The 19,193-nt window shown below is 68.9% G+C and carries 23 protein-coding genes; 10 read left to right on the top strand and 13 right to left on the bottom strand.

All coding sequences use genetic code 11. The features are described 5' to 3' along the window. The first annotated feature begins 32 nt into the window (after window positions 1–32). The gene (locus tag B5X82_RS08025) at window positions 33–926 is read left to right on the top strand and encodes a LysR substrate-binding domain-containing protein (protein WP_079647606.1); all 894 of its coding nucleotides are present in this window, start codon (window positions 33–35) and stop codon (window positions 924–926) included. Between the two features lie 57 nt (window positions 927–983). On the opposite strand, the gene B5X82_RS08030 is transcribed toward B5X82_RS08025, so the two are convergent. From B5X82_RS08030 to B5X82_RS08045, 4 genes are read right to left on the bottom strand one after another with little or no spacing between them, the layout of a single operon-like run. After that, the gene (locus tag B5X82_RS08030; RefSeq protein WP_079647607.1) at window positions 984–2,402 is read right to left on the bottom strand and encodes an NAD(P)(+) transhydrogenase (Re/Si-specific) subunit beta; all 1,419 of its coding nucleotides are present in this window, start codon (window positions 2,400–2,402) and stop codon (window positions 984–986) included. Between the two features lie 22 nt (window positions 2,403–2,424). Further along, window positions 2,425–2,715 carry a proton-translocating transhydrogenase family protein gene (locus tag B5X82_RS08035; protein WP_047167427.1) on the bottom strand — a complete coding sequence of 97 codons (291 nt, stop codon included), beginning with the start codon at window positions 2,713–2,715 and terminating at the stop codon, window positions 2,425–2,427. Between the two features lie 22 nt (window positions 2,716–2,737). Then, window positions 2,738–3,859, bottom strand: a complete 1,122-nt coding sequence (locus B5X82_RS08040; protein WP_079647608.1) for an NAD(P) transhydrogenase subunit alpha — start codon at window positions 3,857–3,859, stop codon at window positions 2,738–2,740. A 5-nt stretch (window positions 3,860–3,864) separates the two neighbouring features. After that, window positions 3,865–4,008 (bottom strand): aa3-type cytochrome c oxidase subunit IV, encoded by a 144-nt coding sequence (locus tag B5X82_RS08045; protein ID WP_079647609.1) that lies wholly within the window; start codon window positions 4,006–4,008, stop codon window positions 3,865–3,867. 156 nt (window positions 4,009–4,164) lie between these two features. On the opposite strand from B5X82_RS08045, the gene B5X82_RS08050 reads away from it, so the two are divergent. The 4 genes from B5X82_RS08050 to B5X82_RS08065 all read left to right on the top strand — a co-directional run bounded on the left by B5X82_RS08050 (window position 4,165) and on the right by B5X82_RS08065 (window position 8,633). Then, entirely contained in the window at window positions 4,165–5,610 is a 1,446-nt protein-coding gene (locus B5X82_RS08050) for a sigma-54-dependent transcriptional regulator (protein ID WP_079647610.1), read from the top strand. A gap of 169 nt (window positions 5,611–5,779) precedes the next feature. Beyond that, complete coding sequence (locus tag B5X82_RS08055) at window positions 5,780–6,835, top strand: type III polyketide synthase (RefSeq protein ID WP_079647611.1); 1,056 nt, start codon at window positions 5,780–5,782, stop codon at window positions 6,833–6,835. Then, window positions 6,835–7,554, top strand: coding sequence for a methyltransferase domain-containing protein (locus B5X82_RS08060; protein ID WP_079647612.1), 720 nt, complete (start codon window positions 6,835–6,837; stop codon window positions 7,552–7,554). The genes B5X82_RS08055 and B5X82_RS08060 overlap by 1 nt, the downstream gene beginning before the upstream one ends. After that, on the top strand, window positions 7,533–8,633 hold the full coding sequence (locus B5X82_RS08065; RefSeq protein ID WP_079647613.1) for an NAD(P)/FAD-dependent oxidoreductase: 1,101 nt from the start codon (window positions 7,533–7,535) through the stop codon (window positions 8,631–8,633). The genes B5X82_RS08060 and B5X82_RS08065 overlap by 22 nt, the downstream gene beginning before the upstream one ends. A 129-nt stretch (window positions 8,634–8,762) precedes the next feature. On the opposite strand, the gene B5X82_RS08070 is transcribed toward B5X82_RS08065, so the two are convergent. Together B5X82_RS08070 and B5X82_RS08075 are read right to left on the bottom strand one after the other, a co-directional pair. After that, window positions 8,763–9,260: an SRPBCC family protein gene (locus B5X82_RS08070; RefSeq protein WP_223811262.1), complete on the bottom strand. Its 498-nt coding sequence runs from the start codon at window positions 9,258–9,260 to the stop codon at window positions 8,763–8,765. After that, window positions 9,244–9,582, bottom strand: coding sequence for an ArsR/SmtB family transcription factor (locus B5X82_RS08075; protein WP_079647616.1), 339 nt, complete (start codon window positions 9,580–9,582; stop codon window positions 9,244–9,246). The genes B5X82_RS08070 and B5X82_RS08075 overlap by 17 nt, the downstream gene beginning before the upstream one ends. Window positions 9,583–9,766: 184 nt before the next feature. Between B5X82_RS08075 and B5X82_RS08080 the strand changes: the two genes are divergently transcribed. Beyond that, a complete protein-coding gene (locus B5X82_RS08080) occupies window positions 9,767–10,327 on the top strand; it encodes a dihydrofolate reductase family protein (RefSeq protein WP_079647617.1) in 561 nt (186 codons plus the stop codon). Between the two features lie 99 nt (window positions 10,328–10,426). Here the strand turns inward: B5X82_RS08080 and B5X82_RS08085 are convergent, their stop codons facing one another. Genes B5X82_RS08085 through metZ form a run of 4 tightly spaced genes read right to left on the bottom strand, consistent with a single transcriptional unit; the run spans window position 10,427 to window position 13,123 of the window. Continuing rightward, window positions 10,427–10,681: an aldo-keto reductase family protein gene (locus tag B5X82_RS08085; protein ID WP_079647618.1), complete on the bottom strand. Its 255-nt coding sequence runs from the start codon at window positions 10,679–10,681 to the stop codon at window positions 10,427–10,429. A gap of 30 nt (window positions 10,682–10,711) precedes the next feature. Then, a complete protein-coding gene (locus B5X82_RS08090; RefSeq protein WP_079647619.1) occupies window positions 10,712–11,497 on the bottom strand; it encodes a LysR family transcriptional regulator in 786 nt (261 codons plus the stop codon). A gap of 16 nt (window positions 11,498–11,513) precedes the next feature. Further along, window positions 11,514–11,912: a Co2+/Mg2+ efflux protein ApaG gene (apaG, locus tag B5X82_RS08095; protein WP_029549164.1), complete on the bottom strand. Its 399-nt coding sequence runs from the start codon at window positions 11,910–11,912 to the stop codon at window positions 11,514–11,516. 2 nt (window positions 11,913–11,914) lie between these two features. Next, window positions 11,915–13,123, bottom strand: a complete 1,209-nt coding sequence (gene metZ, locus B5X82_RS08100) for an O-succinylhomoserine sulfhydrylase (RefSeq protein ID WP_079647904.1) — start codon at window positions 13,121–13,123, stop codon at window positions 11,915–11,917. A gap of 144 nt (window positions 13,124–13,267) precedes the next feature. Between metZ and B5X82_RS08105 the strand changes: the two genes are divergently transcribed. Further along, window positions 13,268–13,816: a glutathione peroxidase gene (locus B5X82_RS08105; protein WP_079647620.1), complete on the top strand. Its 549-nt coding sequence runs from the start codon at window positions 13,268–13,270 to the stop codon at window positions 13,814–13,816. An 82-nt stretch (window positions 13,817–13,898) separates the two neighbouring features. Here the strand turns inward: B5X82_RS08105 and B5X82_RS08110 are convergent, their stop codons facing one another. The 3 genes from B5X82_RS08110 to B5X82_RS08120 form a co-directional block, all read right to left on the bottom strand. After that, window positions 13,899–14,312: a group II truncated hemoglobin gene (locus B5X82_RS08110; protein ID WP_079647621.1), complete on the bottom strand. Its 414-nt coding sequence runs from the start codon at window positions 14,310–14,312 to the stop codon at window positions 13,899–13,901. A 255-nt stretch (window positions 14,313–14,567) separates the two neighbouring features. Then, window positions 14,568–15,845, bottom strand: coding sequence for a nucleotide sugar dehydrogenase (locus tag B5X82_RS08115; protein WP_079647622.1), 1,278 nt, complete (start codon window positions 15,843–15,845; stop codon window positions 14,568–14,570). 25 nt (window positions 15,846–15,870) lie between these two features. Then, window positions 15,871–16,899, bottom strand: a complete 1,029-nt coding sequence (locus tag B5X82_RS08120; protein ID WP_079647623.1) for an SDR family oxidoreductase — start codon at window positions 16,897–16,899, stop codon at window positions 15,871–15,873. A 116-nt stretch (window positions 16,900–17,015) separates the two neighbouring features. Here B5X82_RS08120 and B5X82_RS08125 point away from each other — a divergent pair, with 116 nt between their 5' ends. From B5X82_RS08125 to B5X82_RS08135, 3 genes are read left to right on the top strand one after another with little or no spacing between them, the layout of a single operon-like run. Continuing rightward, window positions 17,016–18,020 carry an agmatine deiminase family protein gene (locus B5X82_RS08125; protein ID WP_079647625.1) on the top strand — a complete coding sequence of 335 codons (1,005 nt, stop codon included), beginning with the start codon at window positions 17,016–17,018 and terminating at the stop codon, window positions 18,018–18,020. Window positions 18,021–18,033: 13 nt separating this feature from the next. Further along, a complete protein-coding gene (gene aguB, locus B5X82_RS08130; protein ID WP_079647626.1) occupies window positions 18,034–18,882 on the top strand; it encodes an N-carbamoylputrescine amidase in 849 nt (282 codons plus the stop codon). An 11-nt stretch (window positions 18,883–18,893) separates the two neighbouring features. After that, complete coding sequence (locus B5X82_RS08135) at window positions 18,894–19,187, top strand: putative quinol monooxygenase (protein ID WP_079647627.1); 294 nt, start codon at window positions 18,894–18,896, stop codon at window positions 19,185–19,187. The last annotated feature ends 6 nt before the right edge of the window (window positions 19,188–19,193 follow it).

The following is a 19,193-nucleotide window of genomic DNA, read 5'->3' on the forward strand; positions in this document are numbered from 1 at the left end:
ATGCAAGCGACTATTTCAACAGGGCAATAATCATGGCGGGTTGGGACGGGCTGGAGGAGATCGTCGCGATCGCCGATACGGGCAGCTTCGTCGGTGCGGCGCGGCGGCTGCGGGTGTCGGCGTCGCAGATCAGCCGCGCGGTGCAGCGGCTGGAGCATCGGCTGCGCGCCGAGCTGTTCATCCGCACCACCCGGTCGGTCCAGCTTACCGAGGCCGGCCGCACGCTGGTCGAGCAATGCCGCCGCATCATCGACGAGCGCGACGAGGCGCTCCAGCTCGCGCGCGGCCAGGGCGAGATGCAGGGCGAGGTGCGGCTGACCTGCTCGACCGCGCTGGGCGAGCGGTTCGTCGCGCCGATCGTGCGCCGCTTCATCGAGACGCACCCGCGCATCTCGGTACGGCTGGAGCTCACCAACCGGCTCGTCGACCTGGTCAGCGAGGGGTTCGACGTGGCGATCCGCACCGGCCATCCGACCGACCACCGCCTCGCCGCGCGGCAGATCGCCTCGCGCCCGGCCGAGGTCTGCGCCTCGCCCGCCTATCTCGCCCGCGCCGGCCATCCGCGCGGCCTCGCCGATCTCGACCGGCACGAATGCCTGATCGGGACGAGCGTGAACTGGCACTTCCTGGAGGACGGGCAACGGCGCAGCTTCGTGCCCAGCGGCCGCTGGCGCTGCAACAGCGGCAATGCGGTGGTCGACGCGGCGCTGGCGGGAATGGGCATCTGCCAGCTCCCCAGCTTCTACGTCCGCGACCATATCGCCGCCGGCCGGCTGGTGCCGCTGCTGGAAGAGTATCGCGACCGGCCCGAGCCGGTCTGGGCGGTCTATCCGCAGCGCCGCGCGCTGCTGCCCAAGATCCAGCAGGTCATCGCCGCGCTGGAGGAGGAGCTGGACGAGGCGATGAACGCGCCGGGGGTCCAGTAGGTCCGGTTACCTGGATTGCGTCATGCCGACGGAGGCCGGCATGACGCATGTGTGAGCCTAGTGGTTGATCGCCTTGACGATCTCCTCGACCATCTTCTTGGCGTCGCCGAGGAGCATCATGGTGTTGTCCATGTAGAAGACGTCGTTGTCGACGCCGGCATAGCCGACACCGCCCATCGAGCGCTTCACGAACAACACGGTCTTGGCCTTTTCGACGTCGAGGATCGGCATGCCGTAGATCGGCGACGACTTGTCGGTCTTGGCGGCCGGGTTGGTGACGTCGTTGGCGCCGATGACGAAGGCGACGTCGGTCTGCGAGAACTCGCTGTTGATGTCCTCGAGCTCGAACACCTCGTCATAGGGGACGTTCGCCTCGGCCAGCAGCACGTTCATATGGCCGGGCATGCGGCCCGCGACCGGGTGGATCGCGTACTTCACCCGCACGCCGGCTTCCTTGAGCAGGTCGCCCATCTCGCGCAGGACGTGCTGCGCCTGGCTGACGGCCATGCCGTAGCCGGGGACGATGATCACCTGCTCGGCCTGTCCCATCAGGAAGGCGGCATCGTCGGCCGAACCGCGCTTCCACGGCCGGTCGACCTTCTGGCCGCCCGCCGCCGCACCGCCGCTGTCGCCGCCGAAGCCGCCCGCGATGACGCTGATGAAGCTGCGGTTCATCGCCTTGCACATGATGTAGCTGAGGATCGCGCCCGAGCTGCCCACCAGCGCGCCGGTGACGATCATCGCGGTGTTGTGCAGGGTGAAGCCCATCGCCGCCGCGGCCCAGCCCGAATAGCTGTTGAGCATCGACACCACGACCGGCATGTCGGCGCCGCCGATCGGGATGATCAGCAGGAAACCGATGACGAAGCTGAGCGCGGTGATCGTGAAGAATACCCACTGCGCGTCGTCGGTCAGGAAATAGCCGATCAGGCCGATGATCGCGGCGAGCATGCCGAGGTTGATGACGTGCCGGCCGGGCAGCATGATCGGTGCGCCCGACATGTTGCCGTTGAGCTTCAGGAAGGCGATGACCGATCCCGAGAAGGTGATCGCGCCGATCGCGACGCCGAGGCCCATCTCGATCCGGCTGACCTGGTGGATGTGGCCGGTGACGAGATCGAGGATGCCGAAGGCGCCCGGATTGAGGAAGGCGGCGCCGGCCACCAGCACCGCCGCGAGGCCGACCAGCGAGTGGAAGGCGGCGACGAGCTGCGGCATCGCGGTCATCGCGATGCGCCGCGCGGTGACGAAACCGATCGCGCCGCCGATCGCGATGGCGATGGCGATCTCGACCAGGCCGGTGCCGTGCAGGGCCAGCGTGGTCGCGACCGCGATCAGCATGCCGATCATGCCGAAACGGTTGCCCCGGCGCGAGCTGGCCGGGCTGGACAGCCCGCGCAGCGCCAGGATGAAGAGGATGCCCGAGATCAGATAGGCGAGCGATGCCCAGGCGGGCGTGGCAGCGAGTTCATGCATGTTCTTTCCCCCTGCCCCGGCCTCAGCCCTTGCGGTCTTTCTTCTTGTACATGGCGAGCATCCGTTCGGTGACCGCGAAGCCGCCGAAGATGTTGATGCTGGCGAAGACGACGGCGACCAGGCCCAGATATTTGCCGAGCACGCTGCCGCCCGCCGTCGCGCTGGCGATCAGCGCGCCGACGATGATCACCGACGAGATGGCGTTGGTCACCGCCATCAGCGGCGTGTGCAGCGCAGGCGTGACCGACCAGACGACATAATAGCCGACGAAGCAGGCCAATATGAAGATCGACAGGATCGAGATGAAATCCATGGCTTCTATCCTTTTCCCGTGATCAGCCGAGCAGGCGCTGGTTGACGACCTTGCCGCCCTGGGTCAGCCGGATCGCGTCGCCGATCTCCTCGTCGAGGATCGGCTTGTTGGCCTCCTTGTCCCAGAAGGCACTGAGGAAATTGTAGAGGTTGCGCGAGAAGAGCGCCGAAGCGTCCGCCGCGAGCGTCCCCGCCATATTCTTCGCGCCGATGATCTTGACGCCGTGCCTGACCACGGTCTCGCCCGGGACGGCGCCTTCGACATTGCCGCCGCTTTCGGCCGCGAGGTCGACGATCACCGACCCCGCCCGCATCGTCGCGATCTGCGCGTCGGAGATCAGCCGCGGCGCGGGGCGCCCCGGGATCAGCGCGGTGGTGATGACGATGTCCTGCTTGGCGATGTGGCTCGACACCAGCTCGGCCTGGGCCTTCTGATATTCCTCCGACATCTCGGTGGCGTAACCGCCCGAACCCTCGCCCTCGATCCCGGCGACCGATTCGACGAAGATCGGCTTGGCGCCGAGCGACTGGATCTGCTCCTTCGTGGCCGAGCGCACGTCGGTCGCGGAGACCTGCGCGCCGAGGCGGCGCGCGGTGGCGATCGCCTGGAGCCCGGCCACGCCGACGCCCATGATGAAGGCGCGCGCCGCGGACACGGTGCCCGCCGCCGTCATCATCATCGGGAAGGCGCGGCCATATTCGGCCGCCGCGAGCAGCACCGCCTTGTAGCCGGCGAGGTTCGACTGCGACGACAGGATGTCCATCGACTGCGCGCGCGTAATGCGCGGCATGAACTCCATCGCCAGCGCCTCGAAGCCCTTGGCGGCATAGGCGTCGACCCGCGTACGTTCGACGAACGGGTTGAGCCCGGCGACGATCCACGCACCCGGCTTGGCGCCGGCCAGCGCTTCGGGGTCGGGCCCCTGCACGCCGAGCACGATGTCGGCATCCTTGAGAGTGGCGGCGCGGTCCCCGACCTTGGCCCCTGCGGCCTCATAGTCGCCGTCCGCGATCGAAGCGCCTTCGCCGGCACCCCGCTCGACCCCCAGTTCGGCGCCCAGAGCGATGAACTTCTTCACCGTCTCGGGCGTGGCAGACACGCGGCTTTCCCCTGCCGCGGCCTCCCTCAGCACCGCGATCTTCAAGGGGGTCAGCCCTTGGGCGCGATCAGGAAGATAACGAGCAGGCCGGTCAGGGCACTGGCGATGGTGCCAATCTTCAGCAGGGTGAGGAAGCCCGAATAGGTGTTGTTGTGGGCCTTGTAATCCATCGGCGCGCCATGATCGTCGGACATATATCTTCCCCGCTAATGACAGAATTTTCGGGCGCACTTCTAGACGGAGGCCCCGTGGGTCTCAAGCGCAAATGGCCGCTTCATGCTCGACCGCCCGGTCGATTTAAATTTGCTTAGCTTTTCAAGGCTAAATCGGCGGACGAAAGGGAGCAGCGAATGCGTCGCGACACCCCGCCGGGGCTCTTGCTGATCGATGCCGAACCTGCCCAGGCCGGGCTGGTGAGCGCGCTGGCGCAGCGGGCCGGATGGCGCGTGCTCCGCGCCGCCGACGTCGCCGAGGCGGTCGAGCGGTCGGACCGCTCCAGCATCCGGCTCGACGCGGCGCTGATCGATCTCTGGTCGCCCGACGAAGCGTCGGTGCGATCGGTTGCGCGGCTCCGCAAGAGCCTGCCCGAGCTGCCGATCATCGTCGTCACCGCCCAGGATTCGGTCGACCTCGCGGTGCGCGCGGTCCGCGCCGGCGCGCACGACGTGCTCGTCAAGCCGATCGCCCGCCACCGGCTGCTCGCCGCGCTCGACCATGTCGTCGCCGCGGACGGGCCGGCCGGCGAGCTGCGGCCGCTGGTCGAGAAATGGTCCGAGGCGCTCGACTTCGCGGAGATCGTCGGATCCGCCCCTCCCTTCCGCCGCGCGCTCGACGTGGCGATGCGCGCCGCCGCCACCCCCGCGACGATCCTGATCGAGGGCGAGAGCGGCGTCGGCAAGGAGCTGCTCGCCCAGGCGATCCACCGCGCCTCGGCCCGCCAGGCCGGCCCACTGATCACCGTCAACTGCGCGGCGATCCCGGCCAATCTTATCGAATCCGAGCTGTTCGGCCATGAGCGCGGCGCCTTCACCGGCGCCTTCGAGCGCCGGCCGGGTCTGTTCGCCAATGCCGACGGCGGCACGATCTTCCTCGACGAGATCGGCGACCTGCCGGGCGACGCGCAGGCCAAGCTGCTGCGCGTGCTCCAGTCGGGCGAGATCCGGCCGATCGGCGCCGCCCATCCGCGCCAGGTGTCGGTGCGCGTCATCGCCGCGACCAACCGCCGCCTGTCCGACGACGTCGCGCGCGGCCGCTTCCGCGAGGACCTGTTCTACCGGCTCGCGGTGGTGCCGCTGACCCTGCCCCCGCTGCGCGACCGTATCGGCGACGTCGCCCCGCTCGCCGCGCACCTGCTCGACCGGATCGCCCGCCAGCTCGGCCTGCCCAGTCTCGCCGTCGACGCGTCAGCGGTCGCGCTGCTCGAAGCCCATGACTGGCCGGGCAACGTCCGCCAGCTCCACAACGTCCTGTTCCGCGCGGCGATCTTCCGCGACGGCGGGACCCTGACCGCGTCGGACTTCCCCCAGTTGCGCGCCGCCCATGCCGGTCCGCAGCCGGCGGCGAACGACGATGCGCCGGTGCCGGCCCCGGCGGGCACCGCTCCGCCAGCCGGGAGCGTCGCGCTGTTCGGGGCGGATGGCCATGTCCGCCCGATCGACGAGATCGAGGCCGACCTGATCCGCATGGCGATCGGCCATTATCGCGGCCGGATGACCGAGGTCGCCCGCCGCCTGCGCATCGGCCGGTCGACGCTGTACCGCAAGCTCGGCGAACTGGGGATCGAGCAGGCGGGGTGATCGCCCCTTCCAATCGTCACCCCGGCGGAGGCCGGGGTCTCGGGCGGCTCTTGCCTCCCCCTCTTCTCCCCGCTCCTGAGACCCCGGCCTCCGCCGGGGTGACGCTTATTCCGATTGCCCCCTCCCCTCCCTCATGAGACAATCGCGGGATGTCGAGCGTTACGCCGTCATGACCGCCCATATCCACGCCATCGGCACGGCCGTGCCCGATCACGACATCCACCACATCTTCATCGATTGGGCGGCGGAGCGGCTGGAAGGACGCGAGCGAGCGCTGTTCGAGCGGATGGCCGGGCGGGCGGGGATCGAGCATCGCTTCACCGTCCTGCCGCCCGTGCCCGGCGGCAGCCAGATCGATCCGGGCGGCTTCTATGGCGGCACGATGCCACCCACTTCGGCGCGGATGGCGGCCTATGCGCGCGAGGCGCCCGAGCTGGCGCTGAAGGCGGTCGCCGACCTCTCCGCCCGCGTGCCGCTCGACGGGATCAGCCATCTGGTGGTGGCGAGCTGCACCGGCTTCGTCGCCCCCGGCATCGACCAGATCATCGCCCGCCGCCTCGGCCTCGACGGGTCGGTCGAGCGAACGCTGGTAGGCTTCATGGGCTGCTATGCGGCGGTCGCGGCGTTGCGCGTCGCGCACCATATCGCCCGATCCGATCCGCAGGCCCGCATCCTCGTCGTCACCGTCGAGCTCTGCTCGCTCCACATGCAGGACACGCCGGCGATCGACTCGCTGCTCGCCCAGCTCCAGTTCGCCGACGGTGCCGCCGCCGCGATCGTCGCAGCCGAGCCCGGCGGGATCGCGATCGACCGCTTCTTCGCCGCCACCCTGCCCGACAGTGCGGAGCTGATCCGCTGGGACATCGGCGACGAGGGGTTCGTCATGCACCTGTCGGGCGAGGTGCCGGGACGGATCGCCGCCGCGCTCGCGACGGCCGACTTGCGTAGCGCGATCCTGGGCAACCGCGCGGCCGACGAGATGCCGCACTGGGCGGTCCATGCCGGCGGCCGCTCGATCCTCGACGCGGTCGAGCATGGCCTCGGCCTCGGCGCCGCCGCGCTGGCGGCGTCGCGATCGGTGCTGCGGCGTTACGGCAACATGTCGTCGTCGACGCTGATGTTCGTGCTCGCCGCGCTGATGGCGGAACCGGCGGCGATCGACGGGATCGCGGTCGCCTTCGGACCGGGCCTCGCCGCCGAGGGCTTCACGATCGCGAGCCCGTGATGCGCGCGCTCGACCGGCCCGCGCAGCAGCACGAGCAGATGGATGCGGCCGACCTCGATCCCGCGACCTATGCCCGCATCCTGACCGACCTCGCGCAGGTCAACCGCTGGACCTTCGCCGCGCGGCCGACCCTCGACTTCGTCGCCCGTGCGGTGAAGGGGCGCGATCGCTTCAGCCTGCTCGATGTGGGCTTCGGCGACGGCGACCTGCTCCGCGCGATCGCGCGCTGGGCGCGGAAGCGCGGCATCCGCGCAACCTTGACCGGGATCGACCTCAACCCGCGCAGCGCGGCGATCGCCGCGGCCGCGACGCCCCGCCATCTGCCGATCGACTATCGGACCGGCGACTATCGCGCCCATGTAGAGGCCGCCGAGGCGGACGGGCAGAACGGCGGCTTCGACCTGATCGTCAGCAGCCTGGTCGCGCATCATATGACGCCGGCCGAATTGCACGACTTCCTCCGCGTGATGGAGGAGCATGCCCGGATCGGCTGGCACATCAACGACCTGCACCGCCACCGTTTCGCCCATATCGGCTTCCCGCTGCTCGCCCGGACGATGCGCTGGCACCGCATCGTCCGCGAGGACGGCCAGCTTTCGATCGCGCGCGCCTTCCGCCCGCGCGAATGGCCGCCGGTGCTGGCCGAGGCGGGGATCGGGACCGAGGCGCGGGTGCGCCGCCGCTTCCCCTTCCGGATATGCGTCGAACGGCTGCGCTGATCGCGGGCGGGGGGCCGGCGGGGGCTGCCACCGCCCTCCTCCTCGCCCATGGTGGGGCGATGCCGGTGCTGATCGAGCGGCAGACCGAACCGCACGACGTCGTGTGCGGCGGCTTCCTCGCCGCCGGCGCGATCGCGATGCTGGCGCGGATCGGCATCAATGTGTTCGCGCTGGGCGCGCACCCGATCGGGTGCACCCGCATCATCGCCGGCCGCCGCCGCGCCGAGGCGGAGCTGCCCTTCGCCGCCGCCGGCCTGTCGCGCAACCGGCTCGACGCCTGCCTGCTCCAGGAGGCGATCGACAAGGGCGCGGCGGTCGAGCGCGGCGTCGCGATCCGGCGGGTCGATCCGGCCGCGCGCTGCCTCGATCTCGCCGACGGCGGGCGGATCGGCGGCGAGGCGCTGTTCCTCGCCACCGGCAAGCACGACCTGCGCGGCGATCCCCGCGCCGCGCCGCTCGACGCCGACCCGGCGCTGGGGCTGCGCGTGCGGTTGCGCCCCTCCCCGGCCCTCGCCGCCGCGCTGGCGGGCACGATCGAGCTCCACCTGTTCCGGCGCGGCTATGCGGGGCTGCTGCTGCAGGAGGACGGTGGCGTGAACCTCTGCCTGTCGGTCGCGCAGTCGCGACTCAAGGCGGCGGGCGGGCAGCCCGACCGGCTGATCGCGCTGCTCGCGCACGAAGCGCCGCTGCTCGCCGAGCGGTTCGGCGCGGCGGCGGCGGGGCGCTGGTCGAGCATCGCGCGGATCCCCTATGGCTGGCGCGCGACGCAGGCGGCGCCGGGCCTGTTCCGGCTCGGCGACCAGGCGGCGGTGATCGCCAGCCTGGCCGGCGACGGCATCGCCATCGCGCTGGCGAGCGCGCTCCGCGCCGCGCACGGCTTCCTCCACGACGGCCCGGAGGCCGCCGCCGCGTTCCAGGCCGATCTCGCGCGTCGCACCCATCGCCCGATCGCGCTCGCCAACCTGCTGCGCCACTGGGGCGAGACGCCGTGGATCGCCGGGCCGCTGGCCGGCCTGCTCGGCCGCATGCCGGGCCTGCTCCGCCAGGCGGCGGCGATGACGCGGGTGGGAGTGGGGTAGAGCATCGAGCGCCTTATCTGACCCACTCATCCCGAGAGGCTGACCGGAAAGTGCCTTACCGCTCATCCTGAGGAGGGACTGAGCTTGGCGAAGGCCCGTCTCGAAAGTGATCAGGCCCTCGGATAAAGCTCAGCCCTGCGCCAGCAACCGGTCGAGCGCCTCGTAGCTGCCGGCCCAGCCGTCGTCGAACGACGGCATCGCATCGCGATATTCGCGCAGTTCCTCGGCGGTCGCGTCGATCGGTACCCAGCTCAGGCGGACGCGGGTGTCGGCGCCCACCTCATCGAAGAGCACGGTCGTCAGCAGGCGCTTCGGCCAATGCTCGGAAAAGGGTGAGCCGACGATATTGCCGTCGCGATCGGCGAAGCTGTGCTCCCAGACCAGCCGCTCGGGCGCCACGATCTCGCGATAGACGAGCTTGGCCCAGAGCGTGCCGCCGCCGTCGGCCGAGTCCATGCGGCAATGGAAGAAGCCGCCCGGCCGGATGTCGGCCTCCACCACGGTGGTGGTCACGTCGCGCGGGCCGAACCATCGGGCGAGCTGCTCGGGCCGGGTCCAGGCGGCCCAGACGCGGTCGCGCGGCGCCTTGAAGAGGCGGGACATCACGAATTCATCGGTGTTCGACATCGTCATTCTCCGTTTCCATCAACAGCGCATCGAGCCGGTCGAAACTGTCGCGCCAGAGGTCGGCGACCTGGTCGAACCAGGCCCCGGTCGCGCGCAGCGCATCCACCCGCAGGCGGCGCGGACGCGACTGGCCGACGCGCCCCTGCTCGATCAGCCCGGCGCGTTCGAGGACCTTGAGATGCTTGGATATCGCCGGCTGGCTGATGCCGAACGGCTTCTGCAGCTCGGACACGCTCGCCTCCCCGCGTGCGAGCCGGGCGACGATCGCGCGGCGCGTGGGATCGGCGAGCGCCGCCAGCTTGAGACTCAGCGAATCTTCCATAGCTGTTTAGATATATAACTTCTTAGTTATATGAAAGGAGAAAACACCCGCCCAGTTCCGAAAAGCCGTCCGTTATCGGCATCGAACGACGAGCGCTTTGTCACCGATCCGCGTTTCGCCTATCGCGGCGAAGCCTGCGGTCGAAGGCTGCAGGCGATCGCCCAAAACAGGAAAGAGGAAGCCAATGGCTCGGATTCTCGGCTATATCGCAACCAGTCTCGACGGCTTCATCGCGACCGAGGACGACGATCTCGGCTGGCTGTTCAAATATGACGGTCTCGATCTGGGCGAATATGACTATGGCCGCTTCCTCCAGCGAATCCGGACCGTCGTCATGGGGCGGAGCACCTATGATTTCATCGCCGCTGAGGATGTGCCCTGGGCCTATGGCGATCAGCGCGTCCTGGTCGTCACCTCGCGGCCGATCCCCGCACCGAAAGGTCCTTTGGAAACACGGAACGATGTCGATGCGCTGATCGCCGAGTTGCGATCGCTCGATGACGGCGACGTCTGGATGCTCGGCGGCGGCCAATTGCAGATGGCGTTCCTCGAGCGGGGCGCGCTCGACGAGATCGAAATCTATGTGATTCCCGAGATGATCGGCGGCGGTCGGCCGCTATTCCCCGCAACCGGCTTCCAGTCCAGCCCCCGCCTGATCAGCGCCCTGCCTCTGGATCGCGGCTGCGTACGCCTCCACTATGCCTTCGACCGTGAAGCTGGCGATTCGGGTCGCAACCCGTCCTAGAGCGATTTCCAGGCGGATGGAAACATCTGCCGACTCGGAAATCGCGGTAAAACAAGAAGCTAGAGCGGCCGATCCGATGCAATCGGATCGTGAACCGCTCTAGTCATCCCGCTGGTGGCGGCGCGCTTCCTTTTCGGCGCGCTTGCGCTCCTTGCGGTCGCGCTCCTCCTGCTTGCGCATCTCGCGGCCGCGGTTGCGGTCGGCTTCCTCCTGGCTGGTGGTCGCCCAGTCGACGCCTTGGCCGACCGCCTTGAACGGCGCGGTCACCACCGTCTTGGCGGTGCTGACGCAGCCCGCCAGCGACAGGGCGCCGGCGAGGATCGCGGTAGTACGGAGGGTAGGATGATCGATCATCGGCCCTTGTTCGCACATCCCGTATGAACGTCAGATGTCGGTCAGCGTCGCGACCAGCGCGCGGACCTTCTTCTGGCGCCATTGCGGGGTCGGCGCGACCAGCCAATAAGCCTTGGGCGTCGGCACCGGATCGCCATGGGCACGGACGCGGCCCTCGGCGATGTCGCGCTCGACCAGCAGCGCGGGGACATGCGCCGTCCCGAACCCCGCCGCCGCCGCGTCGATCGCCAGCCCGGCGTCGGCGACCATCAGCGCGGCGTCCTTGTCGGCGGTGGGCGCGCCCGGCCAGCCGATCGGGGCGCCGTCGGCGAGCCCGACCGTCACCAGCGCACCGTCCGCGAGCCTGACGCCCTCATGCTCGCCCGGTCCCTCGGCATAGCAGATGGCGAGGTCGAGATTGGCCTGGGTGAAATCGAGCCCCTCGTCCGACGACAGCAGGACGAAGCGCAGCTCGGCATCGTTGCGGCCGAAATCGGCGAGGCGCGGCGCCAGCCATTTGGCGGTGAAGTCGCGCGGCGCGGCGATCGTCAGCGTCTTGGAGGACTGGCCCGCCTGCATCGCGCGGACCGCCTCCTCGAACTGGAGGAAGCCGGCACGCAGCGCGTCGAGCCCGGCCTCGCCCTCGGGCGTCAACTCGAGTCCCTTGGCGGTGCGGCGGAACAGGACGACGCCCAGCGTATCCTCGAGCGCGCGGATCTGCTGGCCGACGGCGGCCGGCGTCACCGCCAGCTCGTCGGCCGCGCGGGTGAAGGACAGGTGGCGCGCGGCGGCGTCGAGGACGCGCAGGCCGTTGAGCGGCAGATGGGTTCTCTTCACGCCCCGATCCCTTTCGTTACAAGGCCACCGCCGGGCCGATCAGCGGAAAGCGCGGGATCGCCGCCTCGAAGGTCGATCCGTCCTCCGCGACCATGTGGTAGCTGCCCTCCATCGAGCCCGTAGGGGTCTGGAGCGGGCAGCCCGAGACATAGTCATAGGCCTGGCCCGGCTCGATCACCGGCTGCTCGCCGACCACGCCTTCGCCGCGCACGTCGTGCTTGACGCCGCGGCCGTCGGTGATCAGCCAGTGGCGGGTGAGGAGCTGGACGGCCTGCTTCCCTTCATTCTCGATGCGGATATGGTAGGACCAGAACCAGCGGCCGCGCGCCGGCTCGGACTGTTCGGGCATGAAGGACACCGCGACCCGCACGACCACGCTGCGGGTCTGCGCGACATGCGGGAAGAGCGCCTGCATGATCATAGGCCGACGGCTCGCAGCGCCTTGTCGAAATCCTCGATGACGTCGAGCGGGTCTTCCAGACCGACGTTGAGCCTGAGCATGCCTTCCTCGACTCCCATTTCCGCGCGCACCTCGGCCGAGAGACCGGCGTGGGTGGTCGACGCGGGATGCGTCATGAGCGAGCGAGAATCGCCGATATTGTTCGAAATGTCGACCAGTTCGAGCGCGTCGAGCAGGCCGTGCGCCTGCGGGCGCCCGCCATCGAGATAGATCGATATGATCGTGCCGCCGGCCGACATCTGTTTCATCGCCAGCTCGTGCTGCGGATGGCTGGGCAGCGCCGGGAAGAGGACGCGCGGCACGCGGCCTTCCAGGAAGCGGGCGACCTGCAGCGCGTTCTCGCTCTGCCGCCGGATGCGCAGGTCGAGCGTCTCCAGCCCCTTCAGCACCACCCAGGCGTTGAACGGCGACAGGGTCGGCCCGGTGTTGCGGGTGAAGGCCAGCAGCGTGTTGTTGATGAACGCCTCCGTGCCACACACCGCACCGGCGAGCACACGCCCCTGCCCGTCCATCATCTTGGTCGCCGAATAGGCGACGACATCGGCACCATAGTCGAGCGGCCGCTGCAGCAGCGGGGTGGCGAAGGCGTTGTCGACGACGGTGACGATCCCGGCATCGCGGGCGATGCGGCAGACCGCCTCCATGTCGACGATGTCGAGCGTCGGATTGGCCGGGGTCTCGAAGAAGAACAGCTTGGTGTTAGGCCGGATCGCCGCCTTCCACGCATCATTGTCGCGGCCGTCGACAATCGTCGATTCGACGCCGAAGCGCGGCAGCAGCGTGTCGGTCAGCCAGCGGCACGAGCCGAAGGCCGCGCGACCGGCGACGAGATGGTCGCCCGCCGAGAGCTGACAAAGCAGGGCCGCCGTCATCGCCGCCATGCCCGACGCCATGCAGCGCGCCGCCTCGGCCCCCTCCATCAGCGCGATCCGCTCCTCGAGCATCTCGACCGTGGGGTTCTGCAAGCGCGAATAGGTCATCCCCTTCTGCTCGCCCGCGAAGCGCGCGGCAGCGTCGCCCGCGCAGTCATAGGCATAGCCCGAGGTGAGGAAGAGCGCCTCGCTGGTCTCGCCATAATGCGAGCGGGCGGTGCCGCCGCGGATCGCCTGGGTGGCGGGCCTCCAGCGGGTGGTGATCGAACGGTCCTGGCCAGTCAGCTTTTTCATCGCGCCCGCTTTGCCGCCCCAGCCGAGCCCCGTCAATCGAGTCCCGTCAATCGAGCGATCGACGCGATCGGGCGCATATCCGCCCCTTGCGCCGCACCGCCCGCCATCGGATACCGGCGCCGTCCACCAAGAGGAGAGTCGATCATGGCCACCGATATCCAGCAGATTCCGCTCAAGACGATCGGCGGCGCCGACGCCACCCTCGGCGACTATGCCGGCAAGGTGCTGCTGGCGGTCAACGTCGCGTCGAAATGCGGCCTGACCCCGCAATATACCGCACTCGAGGCGCTGTACGGCCGCTACAAGGACAAGGGCTTCGCCGTGCTCGGCTTCCCCGCCAACAATTTCGGTGCGCAGGAGCCGGGCACCGAGAGCGAAATCCAGGAATTCTGCACGACCAATTACGGCGTCGACTTCCCGATGTTCGCCAAGATCTCGGTCAAGGGCGACGACCAGCACCCGCTCTATGCGAAGCTGGTCGCGGCGCAGCCCGACAAGACCTTCAAGGACGGCAGCTTCAAGGAGAAGCTGGCCGGCTACGGCATCGTGCCGGAGAAGGACACCGACGTGCTTTGGAACTTCGAGAAGTTCCTGATCGCCAAGGACGGCACCGTCGCCGGCCGCTTCGCGCCCGACATCGCGCCGGACGATCCCATCATCACCAACGCGATCGAGGCCGAACTGGCCAAGTAGGACCGCCCGGGGGGGAACATCGTACGTTTAGCTCCGCACATCCTGAGGAGGGGCTGAGCGGGTCAGATAACCGTACGATGCTCTAGCCTCCGACGGGCTCGACCCGGGCCATCGCCAGCGCCATGCCCTCCAGGGCATCGGCCATCCGGGCGGCGAGGTCCGGGTCGCTCGTCCGATCGACGATCGCCAGCCGCATCGCATCGGTCCATTGCCGGGCGGTGCCGGCGCCGATGGCGATCCCGCCATGGACCGACATCACGCATTTGCCGGGATTGTCGGCGAACCAGTCGCGCGGCCCGCCGAGCCAGGCCGTGAGGAAACCGGCGAGCGAACGGCGCATCGGCGCGAGATCGTCGGCGTGCAGCGCGCGCAGCTCGGCGAAGCGCGGCTCCGCATCCATCAGGTCGTAGAAGCGATCGACGATCGCCCGCACCACCGGCGCGCCGCCGATCCGTCCATAGGGGGTCGCCCCCGCCTCGATCCCGCCATCGGCCATGCGATCCTCCCATTCGTCGGAGGATGCTTCCTGCCGGAAGCGGCGGCATGGCCGCATTGACCGCGGTCAAAAGGACTCGCCGGAACGCCCTTCATCCGCTCGTCCTGAGAGTCTGCTTCAAAAGTTCCCGCTCGCCCTGAGGAAGCATTGAGCCTAGTCGAAATGCTGTCTCGAAGGGGCGTTCGAGGCTGGAAATATCCTTCGATATGGGCCTTCGCCAAGCTCAGTCCCTACTCAGGATGTGCGGGCGATCGCTCAGAGCGACCAGCGCCGGACCCCGGGCAGGTCGAGCCCGCCCCACATGCCCTTGAGATCGGCGACCAGGCCGTCCGGCTTCACCAGCGCGGCGAGGCGATCGGCCGGCAGCGCGGCATAGTCGCCGTGCGAGACCGCCCCGATCACGGCGTCGTAGCGCCCGTCGAGCGCATCGGCGGCGAGGTCGACGCCATATTCGTGGCGCGCCTCCGCCGGATCGGCGAGCGGATCATGGATCACCACCTCGTGCCGCAGCCATTCGAGCCGGCGGACGACGTCGATCACCCGCGAGTTGCGCAGGTCGGGGACATTCTCCTTGAAGGTCAGCCCGAGCATCAGGATGCGCGATCCGCTGGCGATCTTCTCGTGGATCTGGTCGGCGATCCAGGCGCCCATGCCGTCGTTCGTGCCGCGCCCCGCGAGGATGACGCGCGGATCATGGCCGAGCTGCTGTGCGAGATAGCTGAGATAATAGGGGTCGACGCCGATGCAGTGGCCGCCGACCAGGCCCGGCACGAAGCGCAGGAAGTTCCACTTGGTCCCCGCCGCCGCGAGCACGTCCCAGATCGAGATGCCGACCTTGCCGAAGATCTGGGTGATCTCGTTGACGAAGGCGATGTTGATGTCGCGCTGGGCGTTCTCGATCACCTTGGCCGCCTCTGCCACCTTGATCGAGGCGGCCCGGAAGGTGCCGCCGGTCGTAACGGCGCCGTAGATCGCGCAGAGCGTGTCGAGCACCTCCGGATTCTCGCCGGCCACCACCTTGGTGATGCGGTCGACGGTATGCTCGCGGTCGCCCGGGTTGATCCGTTCGGGGCTGTAGCCGAGGAAGAAGTCGGTGCCGCGCTTGAGGCCCGACAGCTTCTCCAGCTCGGGCCCGCAGAGATCCTCGGTCACGCCGGGATAGACGGTGCTCTCATAGACGATGATCGTCCCCCGGCCGGGCTCGAGCACCGATGCGACGCTGCGGGTCGCCGACATCACCGGGCCGAGATCGGGGCGGTTGGCATGGTCGACCGGGGTCGGCACGGTGACGATGACGACGTCGGCGTCGGCCGCCTCGCCGATCGCGGTGGTCAGCCCCAGCGTCGAGGCGGCGAGCACATCGGCGGTCAGCTCGTTGGTCCGGTCATGGCCGCGCTTGAGCTCGTTGACGCGGCCCTGGTCGATGTCGATGCCGACGGTCGGGAAATGCTTCGCCAGCGCCACCGCCAGCGGCAGGCCGACATATCCCAGACCGATCACCGCGATCCGGCTCGTTCCTCGTTCAACGCTCACGCATACCCCCCAGTCGACAGGTTGACTAAAGTGCCTCCACCTTGGCGAGGTGCCGGTACCAGGGCAATGCCTCGTCCAAGCCTTCGGCGATCCGGTGCGTCGGCGCATAGCCGACCAGTGCGGCCGCGGCGCCGATATCCGCCAGCGAATGACGCACGTCGCCGGGCCGGAAATCGCCATGCTCGGCGTCGCGGTCATAGATGACCCCGTCACGGCGCAGCGCGTCGCGGAGCAACGCGAACAGCTCGGACAAGGTGGTCCGGTCGCCGACCGCGACGTTGAGCAGATGCGCCTCCCCCGCCGGCGCGAACAGCGCGGCGCGCAGATTGGCCTGCACCGCGTTGGCGACGTAGCAGAAGTCTCGGCTCGTCTCACCGTCGCCATTGATCAGCACGGGATCGCCCGCGATCATCGCCGCGGTCCAGCGCGGGATCACCGCCGCATAGGCGCCGTTCGGGTCCTGGCGCGGGCCGAAGACGTTGAAGTAGCGCAGGCCGACCGATCCGAAGCCGTAGTTGCGGCGATAGACCTCGGCCACCAGCTCGTTGTGGAGCTTGGTCAGCGCATAGGGCGACAGCACCCGGCCGATCCGCCCCTCGACCTTGGGAAGGTTGGGCTCGTCGCCATAGACCGAGCTCGACGAGGCGTAGACGAAGCTGCCGACCCCGGCGAGCCGGGCGGCGTCGATGATATTGGCGAAGCCGGTGGCGTTGGTGTCGTGCGACGAGAGCGGATCGGCGATCGAGCGCGGCACCGAACCCAGCGCCGCCTGGTGCAGCACATGATCGATCCCGGCGACCGCCGCCGCGCAGTCCGCCCGGTCGCGGATGTCGCCCTCGATGAAGTCGAAGCGCGCCCAGGCATCCTCGCCCACCCGATCGCGGACATCGTCGAGATTGCTGCGATGGCCGGTCGCGAAATTGTCGAGACCGCGCACCGACTGCCCCGCCGCGAGCAGCGTCTGGACCAGGTGCGAACCGATGAATCCGGCGGCTCCGGTGACCAGCCAGCGGACCTGGCGGGAGCGGAGCGTGCGATCGAGATCCATGGTCATGGATCGGACGCCTAGCCGATCTTCGTTACGGCGGGAATTGGCAATGTCGCCCGATCGCTCGTTTCGCACGCAATTCATCCTTTGAACCGTCACGTCCCGTCGCTATCTGGCGCGGCATGACCGACTATCGCCAGCCCGCCGAATGGGCCCCGCACGACGCCGTCTGGATCGGCTTTCCGAGCCACCCCGAATTGTGGGAGGACGACCTCGAACCCGCGCGGGCCGAGGTGATCGCCTTCGCCCGTGCCGTCCATGCCGGCGGCCGGGGCGAACGGGTGATCCTGGTCGCGGCCGACGAGGCCTCGGCCGATCGCGCCGCCGAACTGGCGGGCGACGCCGCGCAGGTGATCGTCGAGCCGTTCGGCGACATCTGGCTCCGCGACAGCGCGCCGATCATCGTGCGCGGGCCGGACGGCCTTGCCGCGACCGATTTCGGCTTCAACTGGTGGGGCGGCAAATATGAGCTGCCCGGCGACGAGAGCATCGGCGCGCGGCTCGCAGCCCGCACCGGCCGTCCCGTCCGCACCCGCGACTGGATCTTCGAGGGCGGCGCGATCGACGTCGACGGCGCCGGCATCGGCGTGACCACCGAGCAATGCCTGCTCAACCCGAACCGCAACCCCGACCTCGACCGCGCCGCGATCGAGGCGCGACTGGCCGAGGGCCTCGGCGTCGAACGGCTGCTGTGGCTGGGCGACGGCCTGGCCAACGACCATACCGACGGCCATGTCGACAATCTCGCCCGCTTCGTGGCGCCGGGAGTTATCGCGATCCCCGAGCCGGCCGGCGCGGACGATCCCAACGCGGCGGTCTATGCCGACGCCAAGGCGCGCGCGCTGGCCTTCGGGCTGCAGGTGGTGGGCATCCCCTCCCCCGGCGCGGTCGAGAGCGAAGCCGAAGAGGGAGACGAGGGAGAGATCATCCCCGCCTCCTACATGAACTTCTACATCGGCAATGCCGCGGTGGTGGTGCCGCTCTACGGCGCGCCCAACGACGAGGCGGCGGTGGCGGCGATCGGCGCGCTGTTCCCCGGCCGCGCGGTTGTCGGCTTCCGCGCCGACCATATATTGACCGGCGGCGGCAGCTTCCATTGCATCAGCCAGCAGATACCGGCCGCTTGAGGACCCAGACGAGATGACCCAGATCAGCGTGGCGGCGCTCCAGCTCGCCTTCAGCGACGACATCGACGCCAACATCGCCGAAGTCTCGAAGCTCGTGCGCGAGGCGGCCGGCAAGGGCGCGCAGGTGGTGCTGCCGCCCGAACTGTTCGAGGGCCATTATTTCTGCCAGGTCGAGGATGAGGGCATGTTCGCCCGCGCTCGGCCGGTCGGCGAGCACAAGGCCGTCCGGGCGATGCAGGCGCTCGCCGCCGAGCTCAAGGTCCATATCCCGACCAGCTTCTTCGAAGCGGACGGGCCGCACCATTACAACAGCCTGGCGATGATCGATCCCGACGGCCGGGTGCAGGGCGTCTACCGCAAGAGCCACATTCCCGACGGGCCGGGCTATGAGGAGAAATTCTACTTCCGCCCCGGCAATACCGGCTTCAAGGTGTGGCCGGCCGAGGGCACCACGGTCGGCGTCGGCATCTGCTGGGACCAATGGTATCCCGAGACCGCGCGGGCGATGATGCTGATGGGCGCGCAGATCCTGTTCTACCCGACCGCGATCGGCAACGAGCCGCACGATCCGGACCTCGACACCAGCCGGCTGTGGCGCCGGGCGATGATCGGCCATGCCGTGTCGAACGTCGTGCCGGTGGTCGCCGCCAACCGGATCGGCACCGAGAACGGCCAGACCTTCTACGGCCACAGCTTCATCTGCGACCAGCGCGGCGACCTGCTCGCCGAATTCGGCGCGACCGAGACCGGCGTGCTGGTGGCGACCCTCGACATCGACCTCGCCAAGCGGCATCGTGCCGCCTTCGGCTTCTTCCGCGACCGGCGGCCCGAGCTCTACGGGCGGCTGGCCGAGGACATCTGAGAGGAGAACCCATGACGACCGCACGGCTCTACATCATGCACGCCAAGGAAGGCCGCGACGCCGAGCTCGAGACCGCGCTGCGCGACCTGGCCGCGGCGGTCGCCGGCTTCGCCGGATCGGAAGGCGCCGAGGTGCTGCGCGACGCCGGCAACGAGCGCCGCTTCGTCCTGATCGAGAAGTGGGCGAGCATCGAAGCCCATGAGGCGACCAAGGAGCCGTTCAAGAAGCTGCCGATGATGGGCGCGCTGATGGAGGCGCTCGATGGCCCGCCGGACGGCTCCTATTACGACTATCTGGTGAAGTAAGGGTCG

It is taken from the genome of Rhizorhabdus histidinilytica, from assembly GCF_900167915.1.
Lineage (GTDB): Bacteria > Pseudomonadota > Alphaproteobacteria > Sphingomonadales > Sphingomonadaceae > Rhizorhabdus > Rhizorhabdus histidinilytica.